We start from the raw sequence: 19082 nt of genomic DNA, 5'->3' as shown, positions 1-19082 counted from the left end.
CCCCCCCCCCCCCCCCCCCCCCCCCCCCCCCCCCCCCCCCCCCCCCCCCCCCCCCCCCCCCCCCCGCGCCGACCTGCGCCGAGCAGACCCCCTCAGTCGGCTTCGCCGACAGCTCCCCCAGAGGGGGAGCATCTGGCGCCTCAGTGCGCCAGCACGCCCGCGACCGCCAGGGCCGCGACGGCGATGCCCGCTCCGCCCAGGGCCAGGACCCTCAGGTCGCGCCACACCGAAGGCTCCGGCGGATCCCAGCTGGCGATCTCGGCCTCGATGGCCTGCACCGCCTCGACGGCGTCGCGGCGGCGGGGCTGGGCGATCCAGGCCTCGAACGCTTCGTGGTCCGCCTCGCCGGCGTCGGGCGCACGCAGGCGCTCCAGCCAGGCGGCGGCCTCGCGCACGTCTTCTTTGGTCCGGGTCATTTCGGCGTCCCTCCGTCATCGGATGAAGCGGAGGCCGTTGTTCCGGGAGACTGTTACGGTCGAATGTCGCGCCGGACGTGCGGCGATATCCAGGGTTGTCCGGCGGGCGCCGCGCAGGCCGGGCGCCCGCGAAATCGGCGATGGCGGGGCCTTGAGCCCGCCCTTCGTCAAACTGCAACCTGGGCGCAATAATCGCGAAACCGAAAGTCGTCATTGCGCACGTTCAGTCGCCCCCAGCGTGAGAGCGTGGTCATGGACTTTCTCGAACAGACCCAGTTTCACAATCGCATCTGCGAGGACCTCGAAGAGGCCATGGGCGGCGGCCGCCAGGTCGACGCCGTCGCCGTCCGCGCCGAGCGCCAGTGCGCCGCGGGCCAGTGGCTGCACGGCGAGGGCCACCGGCGGATGCCGGGCAGCCACCTGCACCTGCACTGCCTGGAGGCCCACCGCGAGTTCCATCGCGTCGCCGGCCAGGTCGCCGACCAGGTCAACCGCGGCGCCGTCGCCGACGCCCGCCGCAGCTTGCGCAACGGCGGCGCCCTGGCTCAGGCCAAGGCCGACCTGACCGCCGCCTTCCGCAAGATGCGCATCGCCGCCGAGACGACGGCCGGGTAGGGGGCGGGGTAGGGCGCGACCCCTACCCCTTCACCCCCGCCCATCCGCCGCCCAGCGCCTGCACAAGGGCCACGGCGGCCGCCTGGCGCGACACCCGGGCCGTGGCCAGTTCGCGCCGGGCCGACAGGGCCGAGGCCTGGGCGGTGACGACGTCGGTATAGGCCACCTGGCCGGCGCGATACTGGTTCAGCAGCATCTGTTCGGTCTGATCGGCGGCGGTCGAGGCCGTCTGCAGGAGGGCGTACTGGCGCTCCAGCACCCGTACGGCCGTCAGCTGGTTCTCGACGTCCTGGAAGGCCTCCAGCGCCGTCTGGCGATAGTCGGCGGCCGCGGCGTCGTACGAGGCGCGGGCCTGGGCGACCTGGGCCTTGCGCGCGCCGGCGTCGAACAGGGTCTGGGCCGCGGCCAGGCCCAGCGACCAGGTGTTGGTCGAGGCCGCGAACAGGTCGCCCAGCTTGGTGGCGCTGCTCGAGCCGTCGCCGGTCAGGGTGAAGGTCGGGAAATAGGCGGCGCGGGCCAAGCCGATCTCGGCGTTGGCGGCGGCCACGCGGCGCTCGGCGGCGGCGACGTCCGGACGGCGCTCCAGCAGGGTCGAGGGCAGGCCGACGGGGATTTCCGGTACGCTGGCCGACCAGTTGGGATCGGCGGCGATCGTGAAGCTGCTGGCCGGCTCGCCGACCAGCACCGCCACGGCGTTCTCGTAGGTGGCGCGGGTCTGGCTCAGGCCCTCCAGGGTCGACTGGGCGTTGGCCAGGGTGGTCTGGGCCTGCAGCACGTCCGAGCGCGGGGCGATGCCTGCGTCGTAACGGTTCTGGGTGATCTTCAGGGACCGCTGGTAGCCCTCGACCGTGGCCTGGACGAGAGCGATCTCGGCGTCGGTCTGGCGCAGGCCCAGATAGTTGGTGGCCAGTTCGCCCTGGGCTGACAGCTCGGCGGCGGCCAGGTCGGCGGCGCTGGCCTGGGCCGAGGCCTTGGCGTTGTTCACCGTCGCACGGATGCGGCCCCAGACATCGGGCTCCCAGCTGGCGCCGATGCCGGCCTGGTAGCGCTCGCCCTTGCTGGACGACGAGGCGCCGCCGCCGCCGGTCTTGGTGGCCGAGCCCGACAGGTCGATCGCGGGAAACAGCGAGGCGCGCTGCTCCTTCACCAGGGCGCGGGCCTGGCGATAGGCGGCTTCGGCCGAGGCGATGGTCTGGTTGTTGACCTTCACCCGCTGGGCCAGGGCGTCCAGCTGCGGATCGCCCAGCAGGGTCCACCAGTCGCCACGATCGACGTGGTCGGCCGGATCGGCGGCCTTCCAGCCGTCCAGCGCCTTCCAGGCGGCGGGCGTCGGCGAGGCGAGCTTGGGAGCCTCGTAGGCCGGCGTCGTCGAGCAGGCCGCGACGAGAGCGAGCAGGGGAAGCGAAGTCAGAAGGCGGGCGGTCATCGGGCGGGCTCCGGCGGGGCGGGCATGTGGGTCAGGTCGCGCTCGTCCTTGCGCCGCTTGCCGCGCAGGCGGTCCATGTAGACGTAGACGACCGGGGTGGTGATGAGGGTCAGCAGCTGGCTGGCGATCAGGCCGCCGATGATGGTGATGCCCAGCGGCCGACGCAGCTCGGCGCCTTCGCCGAAGCCGATGGCCAGGGGCAGGGCGCCCAGGGCGGCGGCCAGGGTCGTCATCAGGATCGGGCGGAAGCGCAGGAGGCTGGCCTCGCGCACCGCCTCCAGCGCCGTCAGCCCCCGGGCCCGCTGGGCCTCCAGGGCGAAGTCGATGATCAGGATGGCGTTCTTCTTGACGATGCCCAGCAGCAGGAACACCCCGATCAGCGCGATGATCGAGAACTCCATGCCGAACAGCAGCAGGGCCAGCACCGCCCCGACGCCGGCGGCGGGCAGGGTCGACAGCACCGTCACCGGGTGGACGTAGCTCTCGTAGAGGATGCCCAGCACGATGTAGATCGCCACCAGCGCCGCGGCGATCAGGTAGGGCTGCTGCTTCATCTGCTCGTTGTAGCTGCGGGCGCTGCCCTGGAAGCTGCCGCGCACGCTGGTCGGCAGGCCGATGTCGGCCTCGGCCTGGGTGATGGCCGCCTGGGCCTGCGACAGCGACACCCCGTCGGGCAGGTTGAACGACACGGTGGTCGCCAGCTCGCCGTTCTGGTGGTTGACCGAGGTCGGGGTGGCGTTCTGCGAGACGCTGGCGATGTCCATCAGCGGGGTCATCGGCGTGGCCGAGGTGTTCAGCGTCGAGCCGGTTGAGGCGTCGCGCAGCGACGGATTGACCGACGCCCCGCTCGTGCTGGCCGTGGTGGTCGTGCTGCTGGTGCTGGTCGGCACATAGACGTCGTTCAGCGCCTCCGGGCCCTGGGCGAACTTCTGGTTCCACTCCAGGATCACGCCGTACTGGTTGACGTCCTCGTAGATGGTGGCGACCTGGCGCTGGCCGAAGGCGTTGTAGAGCGCGTTGTCCACGGCCTTGGGCGTGACGCCCATGCGCGAGGCGCTGTCGCGGTCGATCGTGACCAGGGTCTCGACGCCGTTCTCCGACTGGTCGCTGTCGACGTCGGTCATGACGTCGGAGTGCTCCTTCATCGCCTCGGCCAGCTTCGGCACCCATTCCTTGAGGGCGGCGCTGGAGTCGCTGGTCAGGGTGTACTGGTAGGTCGAGTTGCTCGACCGCCCGCCCATCCGCACGTCCTGCACGGGGTTGAGGAAGATCGACAGGCCGGTGACCTTCTGCAGCTGCGGCCGCAGGCGGGCGATGACGGCGCTGCCCTTGTCCTTGCGTTCGGAGACGGGCTTGAGGTTGACGAACATGAAGCCGCCGCCCGAGCGGTTGCCGCCGGTGAAGCCGACCACTGTGTCGACGGCCGGGTCTTTGCGGATGATGTCGACCACGGTCCGCAACTTGGCCTGCATGACCTGCGAGGAGACGCTTTCGTCGGCCCGCATGCCGGCCATCAGCTGGCCGCTGTCCTGCTGCGGGAAGAAGCCCTTGGGCACGGCGATGTAGAGCCAGATGGTCATGCCGATGACCGCGATCAGGATCATCAGCACCAGCGGCTTGGCCGCCAGGGCCCAATCCAGCGACCGGGCGTAGAGCCGCTGGATGCGGTCGAACAGCTTCTCGAATGCGCGGGCGATGCGGCCTTCCTGGTGACCTTCGGGGCGGGCGCGCAGCAGGTAGGCGCACATCATCGGCGTGGTCGTCAGGCTGATGACCAGCGAGATCAGCACCGCCGCCGACAGGGTGACGGCGAACTCGCGGAACAGGCGCCCCACCTGGCCGCCCATGAACAGCAGCGGGATGAACACCGCCACCAGCGAGACGCTGATCGACAGCACGGTGAAGCCCACCTCGCGCGCGCCCAGCACGGCGGCCTTGAAGCGGTCCATGCCCGCCTCGATGTGGCGCTGGGTGTTCTCCAGCACGACGATGGCGTCGTCGACGACGAACCCGGTCGCCACGGTGATGGCCATCAGGGACAGGTTGTTGAGCGAGAAGCCCAGCAGGTACATCACGCCGAAGGTGCCCAGCAGCGAGACGATGGTCGCCGCCGTCGGGATGAAGGTCGCCCGGGCGCTGCGCAGGAAGGCGCTGACCACCAGCACCACCAGGACGATCGAGATCAGCAGGGTGATCTCGATCTCCTTCAGCGACGAGCGGATCGAGTTGGTGCTGTCGCTGGCCACCTGCACGCTGATGTCGCTGGGCAGCTGGGCGCGCAGCTCGGGCAGGGCCTCGCGCACGCTGTCGACGGTCTCGATGATGTTGGCGCCCGGCTGGCGGGTGATCAGCACGATGATCGCCGGCTTGCCGTTGAAGAGGCCCAGCGTCCGGGTGTTGGCGACGCTGTCCTTGACGTCGGCCACGTCCGACAGCTTGACGCCGGCGTCGCCGCGCCAGGCCACCAGCAGGCCGGCGTAGTCGGCCGCCGTGCGGCCGCTGCTCGAGGTGTAGATCTGGTAGCGCTTGCCGTCGCCTTCGAGGGCGCCCTTGGGGCGGTTGGCGTTGGCCGCCTGGATCGAGGCGCGCACGTCCTCCAGGCTCACCCCGTACTTGTTGAGCAGGAACGGATTGACCGAGATCCGCACGGCCGGCAGCGAGCCGCCGCCGATCTCGACCCCGCCGACGCCCTGCACCTGCGAGACGCGCTGGGAGACGATGTTCGACACCGCGTCGTAGATCTGGCCCGGCGTCTTGGTGTCCGAGGTCAGGGCCAGGATGATCACCGGCGAGTCCGACGGGTTCATCTTGCTGTAGGTCGGGTTGCTCTTCAGCGTCGCCGGCAGGTCGGCGCGGGTGGCGTTGATAGCCGCCTGCACCTCGCGGGCGGCGCCGTCGATCTTGCGGTTGAGGTCGAACTGCAGGGTCACCCGGGTCGAACCCGACGAGCTCTGCGAGGTCATCTCGTTGACGCCGGAGATCACGCCGAGGCGCCGTTCCAGCGGCGTGGCGACGCTGGAGGCCATGGTCTCGGGACTGGCCCCCGACAGGCTGGCCGACACCGCGATGGTCGGATAGTCCACCTGCGGCAGGGGCGAGACCGGCAGCACGAAGAAGCCGAAGATGCCCGCCATGGCCAGGCCGACGGTCAGCAGGACCGTGGCCACCGGCCGGCGGATGAAGGGCGCCGACAGGTTCATGACGGCAGCCCCGGCAGCGGACGCTCGACCCGGCCCTCGTCGGCGTTCCCGTCCTCGCGGCGGCCCTTGGCGCTGGGCGCCAGGCGGTCGAAGGCCAGATAGACGACCGGCGTGGTGAACATCGTCAGCAACTGGCTGACCAGCAGGCCGCCGAAGATGGCGATGCCCAGCGGACGGCGCAGCTCGGCGCCTTCGCCGAAGCCCAGCATCAGCGGCACGGCGGCGAACAGGGCCGCAAGGGTGGTCATCAGGATCGGGCGGAAGCGCAGGATGGCGGCCTGGAAGATCGCCTTCTCGGGCGACTTGCCCTCGTTGCGTTCGGCCTCGATGGCGAAGTCGATCATCATGATCGCGTTCTTCTTGACGATGCCGATCAGCAGGATGATGCCGATGATCCCGATCACGCCGAGGTCATTGCCCGTCACCCACAGGGCCAGCAGCGCCCCGACGCCCGCCGACGGCAGGGTCGACAGGATGGTCAGCGGGTGGATGTAGCTCTCGTAGAGCACGCCCAGCACGATGTAGACGCAGACCACGGCCGCCAGGATCAGCCACAGCTGGTTGCTCAGCGAGTTCTCGTAGGCCCCGGCCGCGCCTAGGAAGGTGTGGGTCACCGACGTGGGCATGCCGATGTCCTTCATCGCCTTGCGCACCTCGTCCACCGCATGGCCCAGCGACACGCCCGAAGCGGTGTCGAAGCCGATGGTGGTGGCCGGGAACTGGGCGACGTGGGTCACCTGCAGCGGCGCCTGCTTTTCCTTGATGGTCGAGAAGGCCGCCAGCGGGGCGGGCGAGCCGCCGCCGGTCTTGAGGTTGAGGTTGCCCAGCGAGGCCGGGTCGGTCAGCAGGCCGGGCTTGGCCTCCAGGATCACCCGGTACTGGTTGGTCTCGGTGAAGATGGTCGAGACGATCCGCTGGCCAAAGGCGCTGTAGAGGGCGTCGTCGATGTCCGAGGCGGTGATCGAAAGCCGGGCGGCGGTGTCGCGGTCGATGTCGATATAGGCGGCCGAGCCGGTGGCCGAGGCGTCGCTGTAGACGTTGCGGACGGCCTTCACCTCGGCGAGCTTGGCGGCCAGCTTGCCGGCCCATTCCTTGACCGTGGCGGTGTCGGCGCCTTCCAGCGACAGGCGGTACTGGGTCGGGCCGCTCTCGGCGTCGATGGTCAGGTCCTGGGTGGGCTGGAGATAGAGGGTTACGCCCGGCACGGCGGCCACGCGCTCGCGCAGCCGCTGCATGATCTTTTCCTGCGAGCCGCTGCGGTCGGCCTTCAGGTTGATCTGCATCTGGCCGGTGTGGAGCATGCTGTTGTTGGCGCCGTCCACCCCGATGAACGAGGCGACGTTCTCCACCGCCGGGTCCTCCAGGATGGCTTCCGCCGCCTGCTGTTGCAGGCCGGCCATGCGCTCGTACGACACCGACTGCTCGACCTCGGTGCGGGCCTGCAGCTGGCCGGTGTCCTGGGTCGGGAACAGGCCCTTGGGGATGACCATGTAGAGCACGCCGGTCAGCACCAGGGTGGCGACGGCGACGACCAGGGTGGCCTTCTGGCGGGCCATGACCCAGGCCAGGGCGACCTCGTAGCGGCCCTCGATCTTCTCGAACAGCGCCTGGGCCTTCTTGCCGACGCTGTCGGGCTTTTCTTCCTCTTCCGCGTGGCTCTTCAGCCAGCGGGCCGACAGCATCGGGGTCAGGGTCAGCGACACCACGGCCGAGATCAGGATGGTGATCGACAGGGTGATGGCGAACTCGCGGAACAGGCGCCCGACCACGTCGCCCATGAACAGCAGCGGGATCAGCACGGCGATCAGCGAGATGGTCAGCGAGATGATCGTGAAGCCGATCTCGCGCGCGCCCTTCAGCGCCGCCTGCAACGGCTTTTCGCCCCGCTCCATGTGGCGGATGATGTTCTCGATCATGACGATGGCGTCGTCGACGACGAAGCCGGTCGCGATGGTCAGGGCCATCAGGGACAGGTTGTTGAGCGAGAAGCCCAGCAGGTACATCACCCCGCACGAGCCGATCAGCGAGATCGGCACGGCCAGGCTGGCGATGATCGTGGCGCGCAGGCTGTGCAGGAAGAAGAAGATCACCAGCACGACCATCACCACGGCCAGCACCAGCTCCATCTCCACGTGGTGGACCGAGGCGCGGATCCCGGTGGTGCGGTCGGCCAGGACCTCGACCTTCAGGGTGGCGGGCAAACCCGCTTGAAGCTCGGGCAGCTTGGCCTTGATGGCGTCGACCGTCTTGATGACGTTGGCGCCCGGCTGGCGCTGGACGTTGACGATGATCGACGGGGTCTTGCCGGCCCAGGCGCCCAGGCGGGTGTTCTCGGCGCTCTGCACCACGCTGGCCACGTCGCGGATGCGGATCGGGGCCTCGTTCTTGTAGGTGACGACGAGGTCCAGATAGTCGTCGACCGTCAGCAGCTGGTCGTTGGCGTTGATGGTGTAGGTGCGGGTGGGACCATCGAAGCTGCCCTTGGCGCTGTTGGCGTTGGCGTTGCTGATCGCGGTCTCGAGGTTCGACAGGGTCAGGCCGTACGAGGCCATCGCCTGGGTGTCGGCCTGGATGCGGATCGCCGGCTTCTGGCCGCCGCTGAGCGACACCAGGCCCACGCCCGAGACCTGGCTGATCTTCTGGGCCAGGCGGGTGTTGACCAGGTTCTGCACCTCGGTCAGCGGCAGGGTGTCGGAGGTGATCGCCAGGGTCAGCACCGGCGCGTCGGCCGGATTGACCTTGGCGTAGGTCGGCGGGGCGGGCAGGTCGGCCGGCAGCAGCGAGTCCGCCGCGTTCATCGCCGCCTGCACTTCCTGCTCGGCGACGTCGAGGGTCTCGCCCAGGCCGAACTGCAGGGTGATGATGCTGGCGCCGGCCGTGCTGACCGAGCTCATGCGGGTCAGGCCCGACATCTCGCCCAGCTGCTTTTCCAGCGGGGCGGTGACGGTCTGGCTCATCACCTCGGGGCTCGCGCCCGGGTACAGGGTCTGGACCTGGATGGTGGGGTAATCCACCTCCGGCAGGGCCGACAGCGGCAGCAGCTTGAAGCCGACCAGGCCGGCCAGGACGATGGCCGCCATGAACAGGGCCGTGGCGACCGGCCGCTGGATGAAGGGACGCGAGGGGTTCATGGGGCGGCTTCCGGCCTATTCCGGACGCCGGCGGCCTTCGCCGCCCTTGCCTTGCTCGCCCTTCTTGCCCTTGCCGGCGCCTTGACGCTGCACCTGGCCCGGCAGCTGCACCTTGCCGCCTTCGGTCAGGCGGTCGCCGCCCTCGGTGATCACCTTGTCGCCGATGGCGAGGCCTTGCGTGACCGCCACCTGGGTCGTCGTCGCCTGACCGGTCGTGACCTTGGTCTTGGTGACGGTCTGGTCGCTCTTCAGCTTCCAGACGAACGAGCCGTCCGAGCCCTGGCGCACGGCCGTGGCCGGCACGACGATGGCGTCCTTCAGGGTGTCGAGCTGGATGCGGACATTGACGAACTGGCTGGGGAACAGCTTGCCGCCGGTGTTGGGGAAGCGGGCCTTGCCCTTCACCGTGCCGGTGCCGGTGTCGACCAGGTTGTCGAGGGTCGAGAACGTGCCCTGGTCCAGGGTGTTGGTGCGGGTGCGGTCGAGCACGGTGACCGGCAGGGTCGCGCCGCCGAACACCCGCTGCGAGATGCGCGGCACGTCGTCCTGCGGGACGGTGAATTCAACGTCGATCGGCGACAGGGTGGTGATCACCGCCACGCCGCTGGAGTCGCCCGAGGCGATGTAGTTGCCGACATCCACCACGCGCAGGCCGACCCGGCCGCTGACCGGGGCGACGATGCGGGCGAAGCCGAGGTTCAGCCGCGCGGTGCCGACGGCGGCGCGGTCGGCCATCACGGTGCCTTCCAGCTGCTTGACCGTCGCGGCCTGGGTGTCGACCTCCTGGCGGGCGATGGAGTCCTGGGCCAGCAGGGTCTGGTAGCGCTTCAGGGTCAGCTGGGCGACCGACAGCTGGGCCTCGTCGCGGGTCAGGTTGCCCTGCGCTTCCATCAGGCTCATCTGGAACGGTCGGGGATCGATCTGCACCAGGGTCTGGCCGGCCTGGACCAGCTGGCCCTCGCGGAACAGCACCTGGGTGATGACGCCCGAGACCTGCGGCTTGACGGTGACGGTCGCCGCCGGGGTCACGGTGCCCAGGGCCTCGATCACCACCGGCAGGTCGGCCTTGGCCGCCGTCGCCACCGCCACGGTGCTGGCCGGACCGCCGCGACGACCGCCGCCGCCCGGGCCGCCGGGACCACCGGGTCCGCCCATATCGCCGCCGCCCTGGCCGCCGTTGTGCAGCAGGGTCCAGGCCAGGACGCCGACGCCCGCCAGGGCCGCCACGGCGACGGCGCCGCCGATGATCCGCGCCCGACGGCTGGGCTTGCGGGCGGAGTAGGACGGGCTGGATTCGGTCATGGACGGCCTCTGGGCGCGGGCGGGCGGCGAAGATGGTCGGGGATAGGCGAGGGTAGGAAATGTCGGGTCGCCGACGCTGGCGACCCGACGCTCAAGCTAAACTGCTAGAGGCGGCATTTGATCCATTTGCCGTTCGGACCGCGGAAGGCGTCGCGCTTGGCGTCGAAGCTGCGGTACTTGGCCTTGCAGGCGCGGACGTGGCGTTCCTGCTTGGATTCCTTGCCCGGCTTGGCGTCGTGGCGTTGTTGTTGCGGCTGCTGGGCGGCCGGCGCCTGGGCGCCGTGCTGGTCGTGACCCTGGGCCAGGGCGGGGGCGGAAGAGGCGGCGGCGAGGCTCAGGGCGATCGCGGCGAGAACGGCTTTCATGTCGGTCTCCGAAATTGAGGGGACCGCACGGCTAGCAATGCGAAGTGGCGGCGATGTTGCCGCTTTGAAACGGCGTCCGGCGAACTTGCAAAAATGGGCGGAAAGTTTCGGTACAGGCGCGAGTTCAATCGCCCGTTTAGTTCCGGCCCATGACCAGGATCGGCGAAAAGCGCCTTCAGGGCTTGCAGGCGAAGTCTTCCCGGCGAACGCCGCCGACGCTCGACAGGCGCTCGGTCGGCAGCTTCAGGACCAGACCGGAATGGTCCAGGCGGTAGTCGTAGACCGCCCCCAGCAGGCCGGCCATCGGACATCCCGAGACCTTCGCGCCGAGGGCGTCCAGGCCGATCGCCAGGCCTTCGCCCATGCTGCCGGTCCAGCGCCCGACCCGCACCTTCACCGGACCGGAATGATGACGGCCCGCGCGGGGCAGCACCTCCTCGATCCATTGGCGCGGCACGCCGCTCTGGCGCTCCTCGGCGATCAGCCGGTGCACCTGATAGGGCCGCGCCGACGAGACGAACCAGCCCATCACGGCGCGGGCGACCACCGTGTTTCCGCCGCTGGGCGTCTCGGTCAGGTCGAGAATGACGGTCTCGCCGGGGCGGGCCTGCGCCATCGCCTGATCGAAGGCCGAAATCGTGGCGTCGTCGCCCAGCGAGTCGTTGAACCGGATGGTCAGCGCCTTGCCGCCGCGTTCGACGGTGACCGGCGGCCGGTCCTGGCGCGGCGTGGCGTAGAGGCTCGGCAGGCTCAGGGTGCGGACCTCGCCCGACGCCTTGCGGATGGTCAGCACGCGCGGCCGGTCGCGACGCCCCGCCGCCAGCTGCCGCGCCGCATAGCCCGCGCCGTCCGGCGGAACCTCGACCCCAAGGTCGCGCCAGAAGGCCGCCACCGCCTGCGCCGTCGGCGCATGGTCGACCTCCAGCAGGCGATCGCCGACCGCCACGCCTGCCGTGGCCGCCGGCGTGTCCGGGCGGACGGCCGTGACGCGATAGCCGCCGGCGTCCGGCTCGATCCAGAGGTCGGAATAGCTGGGAACCAGCGCCCAGCTGTCGTTGAAGGAACGGCTGGTGATGGCGTGCGGGTCGGCCAGGGCCGCCAGGCGGCGCTCGGCGTAACGGGTCAACGAGCGCGAGTCGCGCACCGCCTCGGCCTCGGCGCGCAGCCGCGGGCTCGACGTCGCCGCTCCTGACGGAAAGCGGTCGAGATAGGCGTAGTTGTCTTCGATCAGCCGGTCGATCGACAGCGCGTCGGCTTTGAAGTCCTCGGCCGTCTGGGCGAGGGCCGCGGAACCGTCGGCGAGGATCGCGGCGGCGAGAACCAGGGCGGGGGAAAAGCGAAGAAGCATCAGCGGAAGCTCGGGCGCCCGCGGCCTGCGGACAACTGAAACTTCGGTAACGCTTCTCGCCAGGACAGCGGGGTAAGGCGGAGAGGGCCTCAGCCCTTGATCAGCGCCTCGCGCTCGGCCGCCGTCAGCGGGCGCCAGCGGCCTTCGGGCAGGTCGCCCAGTTCGATCGGGCCGACGCGGTGGCGGAACAGGTCGATGACGTCCAGCTCGACCAGGTCGCACATCCGGCGGATCTGGCGGTTGCGGCCTTCGGTCAGCACGAAGCGCAGGGTCTCCTGGCCCAGGCGATCGACGACGGCGCGCTTCAGCTTGCGGCCGTCCAGCTCTAGGCCATGGCGCAGCCAGTCGATCTTCTCGCGGGTCAGCTCGCCGCGCACCCGGACGCGGTATTCCTTCTCCAGCGTCGACTCCGGGCCGATCACCGCCTTGGCCACCACCCCGTCCTCGGACAGGATCAAGAGGCCCCGGGAGTCCATGTCCAGCCGCCCCACAGGGGCCAGCTTGCTGTCGCGGCCGGGCACGGGACCGGGCTGGCCGAACTGGGCGGCCCTGGTCAGCAGCCGCACGGCCGGGATCTGCTCGCCTTCCGGCTGGGACGAGACGATGCCGATCGGCTTGTGGATCATCACCGTCATGGCGGCGCCCAACTGGGCGGTGGCGCCGTCGTTCAGCACCAGGGTCTGGCCAGGCAGGATCTTGCGGCCGGCGTCTTCGACGACCTCGCCGTCGATGGTCACCAGGCCCTGGCCGATCAGGGCCTCGGCCTCGCGGCGCGAGCAGACCCCGCTCTGGGCCAGCCACTTGTTGACGCGCTGAGGCTCGGCCTCGTCGTAGGTGCGGGTCCAGGCCATGGGGTCAGTCGGCTTTCGGGGGATAGGCGTGGGTCTGGCCGCGCGGGTCTTCGACCGCGCCGTCGTCCAGATAGGTGGGGCCGATCGGAACCTTGCCGTGGCCGTCGGGGATGTCGAGCACGTAGGTCGGCTGGCACAGGCCCGAATAGCGGCCGCGGATGGCCTTCATCAGCGCCTGGCCCTCCTCGACGGTGGTGCGCAGGTGGCTGGTGCCGGGGGCCAGATCGCCCTGGTGCAGGTAGTAGGGCTTGATCCGCGTCTCGACCAGCGCCCGCATCAGCGCGCCCAGGCTCTCGGGATCGTCGTTGACGCCCTTCAGCAGCACGGTCTGGCCGATCATCGGCACGCCGGCGTCCACCAGCCGCGCGCAGGCGGCGCGGGCGGCCGGCGTCAGTTCGCGGGCGTGGTTGGCGTGCAGGGCGACATAGACCGCCTTGCTCCCGCGCTTCAGCGCCGCCACCAGCTCGGGCGTCACCGCTTCCGGATCGACGGACGGGATGCGGGTGTGGAAGCGCACGACCTTGACGTGCTCGATGGCCTCCAGCCGGTCCATCAGGTCGGCGAGGCGGCGCGGCGACAGCACGAAGGGATCGCCGCCGGTGACGATCACCTCCCAGATCTGCGGGCGGGCGGCGACATAGGCGAAGGCGGCGTCCAGCTCGGCCGGCGACAGGGTCTTCAGCCCCTCGGGCCCGACCATCTCGCGGCGGAAGCAGAAGCGGCAATAGACCGCGCAGGTGTGGGTCGGCTTCAACAGCACGCGATCAGGGTATCGATGGACGATCCCCTCGACCGGGCTGTGGGCGAAGTCGCCGATCGGGTCGGCGCTCTCGGCGGGCAGGGTGGTCAGCTCGGCTTCCGTGGCCACGAACTGGCGGGCGATCGGGTCGAAAGGGTCGGCCTCGTCGATCAGCTGGGCCATGTCGGGCGTGATGGCCACGGCGTACTGGGCGGCCACGCGCTCCAGCGCCGGCAGGCGTTCGGCGGCGACGAGGCCGGCGTCCGCCAGGGCCCTGGCGCTGCGGATGGTCTTGGCGGCGATCATGATCGCCGGGGATATGCGCCGAACGGGCGAGGTTGGCAAATGCGGCGGGTGGCGCTCCCCCTTCCTCCCGTCATTCCCGCCCTTGTGGCGGGAACCCCTCTGTCAACCGCAAGGGCGGACGGGGCGGCGTGCTTGGCACGCCGCTGGCGCTTCACTTGCGGGCTGAACCAGGGTTTCCCGCCACAAGGGCGGGAATGACGGGAAAGTAGAGCGGGAGGGCATCCCTCACCTCGGGCTGTGCACCGGCACGCTGCCGGGCCAGGGCTCGGCGCGGAAGGGCGAGGAGGGGGCGCGGTCGATCGCGCCGATCAGGGCGAGCGCCAGGGCGCCGCCGGCAAGCAGCAGTTTCATCGTCTCAATCCTGTTAGATGCGGTCGCGGGGATGGGCGGCCGCAGGGAGACAATCGCAAATCCACGTCGGCTTTACGAACGATGGCTTCTGCGTCAGGTTGTGAGGCCAGCTAACGGAGATGGGTCGCGTTGCGCCTTCCGCCCTTCAGCGCCCTGGTCGCCCTGGAGGCGGCCTATCGCCACCGCAGCTACAGCCGCGCGGCCGACGAGCTGCACGTCACCCACGGCGCGGTCAGCCAGCAGATCCGCAAGCTGGAGGAGGACCTGGGCGCGGCCCTGTTCCGACGCGAGGGCAACGGCATGGTCCCCACGCCCACCGCCCGGCGCCTAGCCGAGCACGTGGCCGAGGCCCTGTCGATCCTGAAGGCCGGGGTCGAGAGCGCCCGCCAGACCCTCGAAGGGCCGCTGGTGGTCAGCGCCACCGCCGCCTTCGCCAGCCGCTGGCTGGTCACGCGCCTGGCCCGCCTGGCCGCCGACACCGGCGAGGCCGACCTGCAGCTGCGCATCGAGGATCGCAAGGCCGACCTGCGCACCGACGGCGTCGACATCGCCCTGCGCTTCGGGCGTGGCCCCTGGGCCGACGTGGAGTCGATCCCGCTGCTGGGCGAGCGGCTGTTCCCCGTCTGCTCGCCGGGCTTCCTGGAGAAGCACCCGATGAGCTGTCCGGCCGACCTGCTGACCGTGCCGCTGCTGCGCCACACCGGGGTGCACTGGGCCGTCTGGTTCCGGGGCATGGGGCTGGAGCCGCCGGCCATGATCACGGGCCTGGCCTTCGACGACACCTCGGTGATGCTCGACGCCGCCGCCCAGGGGATCGGCGTCGCCCTGGCCCGCGAAGGCCTCTCCGAACGCGACCTGCGCGACGGCCGCCTGGTGCGCCCCTTCCCCGGCGAGGTCGAGGTCGAGACCGGCCACCACGTCGTCTGGCGCGCCGACGCGCCCCGGCTGGCGCGGATCCTCAAGGTGCGCGACTGGCTGCTGGCCGAGGTGGGGCGGGAGGCATAGGCGTCCATCCCCCACCGTCGTCATCCCGGCCGCAGCGCGCAGCGCGGAGAGCCGGGATGACGAGCTTTCAAGGCGCTGAAGCTACGTCCCCGGCCGCCAGTCCGCGCCAGGGATGGTGTTGACCATCCACGGAATGCCGAACCTGTCGGTCAGGCTGCCGTAGCCCGGCGACCAGAAGGTGGCCGCGAACGGCATGCCCACCTTGCCGCCCTCGGCCAGGGCCTCGAACACCCGCCTGGCTTCGGCGGCGTCGTCCGTGTGGAAGGTCACGTCGAAGCCGTTCTTGGGCTTGTCGATGTTGGGGGCGAACTCGGGCGGCAGGTCGGCGCCCATCAGCGCCTGGTCGCCGACGTCCAGCCAGCAGTGCATCAGCCAGTCCTTGTATTTCGGATCGATCGGCATGTCGGGCGGGCCGTCGCCGAACGGCATGGCGGCGGTGACCTTGCCGCCCAGCACCTGGGCATAGAATTCGAAGGCCTGGCGGCACTCGCCCTTGAAGCTGAGGCTGGTGACGATCTTCATGGCGGCTCTCCCTTTCCGCGTCTGTCCGGACCATAGGACGCGCAGCCGCCGGCGGAACCGACATTCCGCCTGAAAAAGATCGTACGGCCGCCGCTCCACCCCGTCGGGCGAGCTTAGCGCACGGTCCGGGCCAACTTCCGCGCCTTGGGCGTGGCCGTTTCGATCGGTACGTCGCCGATTGGGGCCGAGGCAGGGGAGCCTTCAAGCAGGATGATCGTGTCGGTCCGTCCGTCGTCGCGGGCGCAATAGAGACCCTCGGCGCCCTGCGCTCGCCAACGGAAGGCCCAGCCACGTTTGTGGAGCTGGCCGACGTCGCACAGGCTCAGCAAGGTCGGTGACTGGCCGCGCTCGAACCGGGCGTCGGCGAAGCCGGCGTCGCGAACGGCGTCGCGGGCCGCCGTCCGGCGCTGATCCTGGGCGTTGGGCGCGCAGGCCTGGACCGCGACGACGAGGGAAACCAGAGCGAGCCTCTTCATCGCCTCAGACCTCCGCCACCGGCACCCACAGCACCTCGTCGATGCGCCGCGCGCCGGTGGCCAGCAGCACCAGGCGATCGAAGCCCAGGGCCGAGCCGGCGGCGGGCGGCATGTGCTCGAGGGCCGCCAGGAAGTCGTCGTCGATGGGATAGCGCTCGCCGTAGACGCGCTGCTTCTCGTCCATCTCGGCGACGAACCGCCGGCGCTGCTCGGCGGCGTCGGTCAGTTCGCCGAAGGCGTTGGCCAGCTCCACCCCGCAGGCATAGAGCTCGAAGCGTTCGGCTACGCGCGGGTCGCCCGGCTTGGGCCGCGCCAGGGCCGCCTCGGCGGTCGGGTATTCGCACAGCACCGTGGCGCGGCCGATCCCCAGGTTCGGCTCGACCTTCTCAACGATCACCCGGCTGAAGACGTCGGCCCAGGTGTCGTCGGCCGACACCCGGATCCCCGCCGCCGTGGCCGAGGCCGCCAGGACGTCGCGGTCGGTCTCTCCGCCTTCGCCAAGGCTCGCCAGCAGATCGACGCCAGCATGACGGTCGAAGGCCTGCGCCACCGTCAACCGCTCGGGCGCGGCGAAAGGATCGCAGTCCAGACCCCGGAAGCTGAAAAGCTTGCTACCCGCCGTCTCCGCCGCCAGGGCCAGCAGGGCCGCGCAGTCGTCCATCAGGGTCTCGTAGGGCTGCCCGACCCGGTACCATTCCAGCATGGTGAACTCCGGATGGTGCAGCGGCCCCCGTTCCCGGTTTCGCCACACCTTGCCCAGGCTGAAGATCCGCTCTTCGCCGGCCGCCAGCAGCTTCTTGCAGGCGAATTCCGGCGAGGTGTGCAGGTGCAGGGCCGCGCGCTCGCCGGCCAGGGTGATCGCTTCGGTCGAGAAGGCGTGCAGGTGCGCCTCGTTGCCGGGCGAGACCTGCAGGCAGGCGGCGTCGATCTCCAGGAAGTCGCGGCTTTCGAACCAGTCGCGCACCGCCGCCGTGATCCGGTTGCGGGCCAGCAGGAACGGCCGGCGGTCCTGGTGCTTGCGCGGGCTCCACCAGGGAGAAGGAGAGGGGGCTGTCACGGGCTGGCTCGGAAAGGGCGAAACGACGGAAGGGCTGGCGATCTAGCCCCGTTCGCTATAGAGGGGCACACGGATTCATCTGCAATACACGCGCGCGCGGTCTTGAACGCGCCGTCGCCCGATCTTCGAGGACTCTCACGTGAAGGTAGCCGCCAGCTCGCTCCGCAAGGGCGCCGTCGTCGACATGGAAGGCAAGCTCTATGTCGTCCTGACCGTCGACAACATCCACCCCGGCAAGGGCACCCCGGTGACCCAGCTGAACATGCGCCGCATCAGCGACGGCGTGAAGGTTTCGGAACGCTACCGCACCACCGAGCAGGTCGAGCGCGCCTTCGTCGACCAGCGCAACCACACCTTCCTGTACCAGGACGGCGAGGGCTACCACTTCATGAACCCGGAAACCTACGACCAGGTCGTGGCCTCCGAGGACGTGATCGGCGACGCCGCGCCCTACCTGCAGGAGAACATGACGGTCCAGCTGTCGACCCACAACGACGTGCCGATCGCCATCGAACTGCCGCGCACCATGATCCTGGAAGTCGTCGACACCGAACCGTCGGTGAAGGGCCAGACCGCCAGCTCGTCCTACAAGCCGGCCCTGCTCAGCAACGGCGTCAAGACCACCGTCCCGCCGTACATCGCCGTCGGCACCCGCGTGGTCATCCTGACCGAAGACAACACCTATCAGGAACGCGCCAAGGACTGATCGTCCTTCACGCGACTGGAACTGACGAACCCCGGCGGCCGCGAGGTCGCCGGGGTTTTTCGTTTGGCTGAATACACATGAAGCGTGGACGGCGGTGGCGACACTCCTCCCCCGTAGCGAAGCGTACGGGGGAGGTGGCGCGGCGCTATCAGCGCCGTGACGGAGGGGGCGAGTTCAAGCTCGGCGCCCGGTCACGCCCCCTCCACCCCTTCGGGGTCCCCCTCCCCCGCAAGCGGGGTAGGAGCCTTTGCGCCAACGTCCGACGTGACTGCTAGCTACCCCAGCCGCACGAACGTCTCGATGTGCGCGGCGCTCGACACCGGGTGCTGGTGCTGCGGGCCGTGGCCGGCGTTGGGGTAGGTCAGCAGCTGCAGCGTCGGCAGCTGGTCGTTGAGGGCGTACCAGTTCTCGACCGGGCAGATCAGGTCGTGGTCGCCGCCGATGTGCAGGATGGGGATGGTGGTGGTCTTCAGGATCTGCAGGATCGGCGGGGCGGGGAACGGATTGGCCTTGGGCGCGTCGCCCAGGCTCTGCGCGGCCCACTGGTAGGGCACGGGCGGCGACAGCTCGGCGGTGCGCGCGGCGATGCGGTCGTGCGAGGCGCGGGCCGCCGCGCGGCTGGCCGGGCTGTTGGGCTCGAAGAACAGGATCACCTCGTCCTCGAAGTCGTTCTCGCGGGCGGCGGCCTGGTAGAACAGCGGCTCGGCCAGCTTGGCGACCGGTCCCGGCGGCGTCGTGCCGATCAGCACCAGATGGCTGATCTTGCCCGGAAAGATCGACAGCGCAGCCTGGGCGGCGATCCCGCCCAGCGACCAGCCCAGCAGCACCACCTTGTCGAGGTTCAGCTCGGTGACCAGATCACTGGCGTCCTTGGCCCAGGAGAACGGGTTCAGGGTCTTCTCGCCGGTCGACAGGCCAAGGCCCGTATAGTCGAAGGTGATGACCCGAAAGCCCCGCTGCGCCAGGCTGTCGAGGAACAGCGGGTCCCAGCTGTCGAGGTTGCCGCGAAAGCGGGTGCACAGCACCAGCGGCGTTCCCTCGCCGACCGAGCGGTAGGCCAGGCGCCGGCCGTTGCTCTCCACATAGCGGGTGGGGGCGTTCACGGCGCCGGCGGGAGCGGCCTGCGCCAGCGCCGGCGGGGCCAGGCCCAGCGCCAGGCCCGACAGCAGCACGCCTCTGCGTGAGCCGGTCAAGCGATCGATCGTTTGCATGGCGAGGGTCCTCCAGTCGCTTTGGTCGCGGCCGGACCATCGCCGATCAGGCACG

At 70.1% G+C, this 19082-nt stretch carries 17 protein-coding genes; 3 read left to right on the top strand and 14 right to left on the bottom strand.

Annotated features, from left to right (window positions below; all coding sequences use genetic code 11):
• Positions 1 to 140: 140 nt before the first annotated feature.
• The gene (locus AC07NG_RS14465; protein ID WP_494594735.1) at positions 141 to 416 is read right to left on the bottom strand and encodes a FecR/PupR family sigma factor regulator; all 276 of its coding nucleotides are present in this window, start codon (positions 414 to 416) and stop codon (positions 141 to 143) included.
• Positions 417 to 668: 252 nt separating this feature from the next.
• Here AC07NG_RS14465 and AC07NG_RS14460 point away from each other — a divergent pair, with 252 nt between their 5' ends.
• Positions 669 to 1031 carry a CZB domain-containing protein gene (locus AC07NG_RS14460; RefSeq protein WP_494594734.1) on the top strand — a complete coding sequence of 121 codons (363 nt, stop codon included), beginning with the start codon at positions 669 to 671 and terminating at the stop codon, positions 1029 to 1031.
• Between the two features lie 22 nt (positions 1032 to 1053).
• Here the strand turns inward: AC07NG_RS14460 and AC07NG_RS14455 are convergent, their stop codons facing one another.
• The 9 genes from AC07NG_RS14455 to AC07NG_RS14415 all read right to left on the bottom strand — a co-directional run bounded on the left by AC07NG_RS14455 (position 1054) and on the right by AC07NG_RS14415 (position 14050).
• Complete coding sequence (locus AC07NG_RS14455) at positions 1054 to 2457, bottom strand: efflux transporter outer membrane subunit (protein WP_494594732.1); 1404 nt, start codon at positions 2455 to 2457, stop codon at positions 1054 to 1056.
• Positions 2454 to 5657: an efflux RND transporter permease subunit gene (locus AC07NG_RS14450; RefSeq protein ID WP_494594730.1), complete on the bottom strand. Its 3204-nt coding sequence runs from the start codon at positions 5655 to 5657 to the stop codon at positions 2454 to 2456. The genes AC07NG_RS14455 and AC07NG_RS14450 overlap by 4 nt, the downstream gene beginning before the upstream one ends.
• On the bottom strand, positions 5654 to 8788 hold the full coding sequence (locus AC07NG_RS14445; RefSeq protein WP_494594728.1) for a multidrug efflux RND transporter permease subunit: 3135 nt from the start codon (positions 8786 to 8788) through the stop codon (positions 5654 to 5656). Before AC07NG_RS14445 ends, AC07NG_RS14450 begins: the two co-directional genes overlap by 4 nt.
• Before the next feature lie 15 nt (positions 8789 to 8803).
• Positions 8804 to 10090, bottom strand: coding sequence for an efflux RND transporter periplasmic adaptor subunit (locus AC07NG_RS14440; protein WP_494594726.1), 1287 nt, complete (start codon positions 10088 to 10090; stop codon positions 8804 to 8806).
• A gap of 104 nt (positions 10091 to 10194) precedes the next feature.
• Positions 10195 to 10455, bottom strand: coding sequence for a hypothetical protein (locus AC07NG_RS14435; RefSeq protein WP_494594724.1), 261 nt, complete (start codon positions 10453 to 10455; stop codon positions 10195 to 10197).
• Between the two features lie 175 nt (positions 10456 to 10630).
• A complete protein-coding gene (locus AC07NG_RS14430; RefSeq protein ID WP_494594722.1) occupies positions 10631 to 11803 on the bottom strand; it encodes a S41 family peptidase in 1173 nt (390 codons plus the stop codon).
• 89 nt (positions 11804 to 11892) lie between these two features.
• Entirely contained in the window at positions 11893 to 12654 is a 762-nt protein-coding gene (locus AC07NG_RS14425) for a pseudouridine synthase (protein ID WP_494594720.1), read from the bottom strand.
• A gap of 4 nt (positions 12655 to 12658) precedes the next feature.
• Positions 12659 to 13699 carry a lysine-2,3-aminomutase-like protein gene (locus AC07NG_RS14420; protein ID WP_494594718.1) on the bottom strand — a complete coding sequence of 347 codons (1041 nt, stop codon included), beginning with the start codon at positions 13697 to 13699 and terminating at the stop codon, positions 12659 to 12661.
• A 225-nt stretch (positions 13700 to 13924) separates the two neighbouring features.
• Positions 13925 to 14050: a hypothetical protein gene (locus AC07NG_RS14415; RefSeq protein WP_255580250.1), complete on the bottom strand. Its 126-nt coding sequence runs from the start codon at positions 14048 to 14050 to the stop codon at positions 13925 to 13927.
• Between the two features lie 129 nt (positions 14051 to 14179).
• Between AC07NG_RS14415 and AC07NG_RS14410 the strand changes: the two genes are divergently transcribed.
• Positions 14180 to 15055 carry a LysR substrate-binding domain-containing protein gene (locus tag AC07NG_RS14410; RefSeq protein ID WP_494594716.1) on the top strand — a complete coding sequence of 292 codons (876 nt, stop codon included), beginning with the start codon at positions 14180 to 14182 and terminating at the stop codon, positions 15053 to 15055.
• 81 nt (positions 15056 to 15136) lie between these two features.
• Here AC07NG_RS14410 and AC07NG_RS14405 read toward each other — a convergent pair whose 3' ends face one another.
• From AC07NG_RS14405 to epmA, 3 genes are all read right to left on the bottom strand, one after another.
• The gene (locus AC07NG_RS14405; RefSeq protein WP_494594714.1) at positions 15137 to 15577 is read right to left on the bottom strand and encodes a VOC family protein; all 441 of its coding nucleotides are present in this window, start codon (positions 15575 to 15577) and stop codon (positions 15137 to 15139) included.
• Positions 15578 to 15690: 113 nt separating this feature from the next.
• Positions 15691 to 16053, bottom strand: coding sequence for a hypothetical protein (locus tag AC07NG_RS14400; protein WP_494594712.1), 363 nt, complete (start codon positions 16051 to 16053; stop codon positions 15691 to 15693).
• A gap of 4 nt (positions 16054 to 16057) precedes the next feature.
• Positions 16058 to 17110, bottom strand: coding sequence for an EF-P lysine aminoacylase EpmA (gene epmA / locus AC07NG_RS14395; RefSeq protein ID WP_494594710.1), 1053 nt, complete (start codon positions 17108 to 17110; stop codon positions 16058 to 16060).
• Between the two features lie 139 nt (positions 17111 to 17249).
• Here epmA and efp point away from each other — a divergent pair, with 139 nt between their 5' ends.
• The gene (efp, locus tag AC07NG_RS14390; RefSeq protein WP_487292302.1) at positions 17250 to 17816 is read left to right on the top strand and encodes an elongation factor P; all 567 of its coding nucleotides are present in this window, start codon (positions 17250 to 17252) and stop codon (positions 17814 to 17816) included.
• A gap of 275 nt (positions 17817 to 18091) precedes the next feature.
• Here efp and AC07NG_RS14385 read toward each other — a convergent pair whose 3' ends face one another.
• Entirely contained in the window at positions 18092 to 19027 is a 936-nt protein-coding gene (locus AC07NG_RS14385) for an alpha/beta fold hydrolase (protein ID WP_494594708.1), read from the bottom strand.
• Positions 19028 to 19082: the final 55 nt, after the last annotated feature.

This window comes from Caulobacter sp. GW821-FHT10C03 (assembly GCF_059415485.1).
This window is presented reverse-complemented; position numbering and strand designations above follow the sequence as displayed.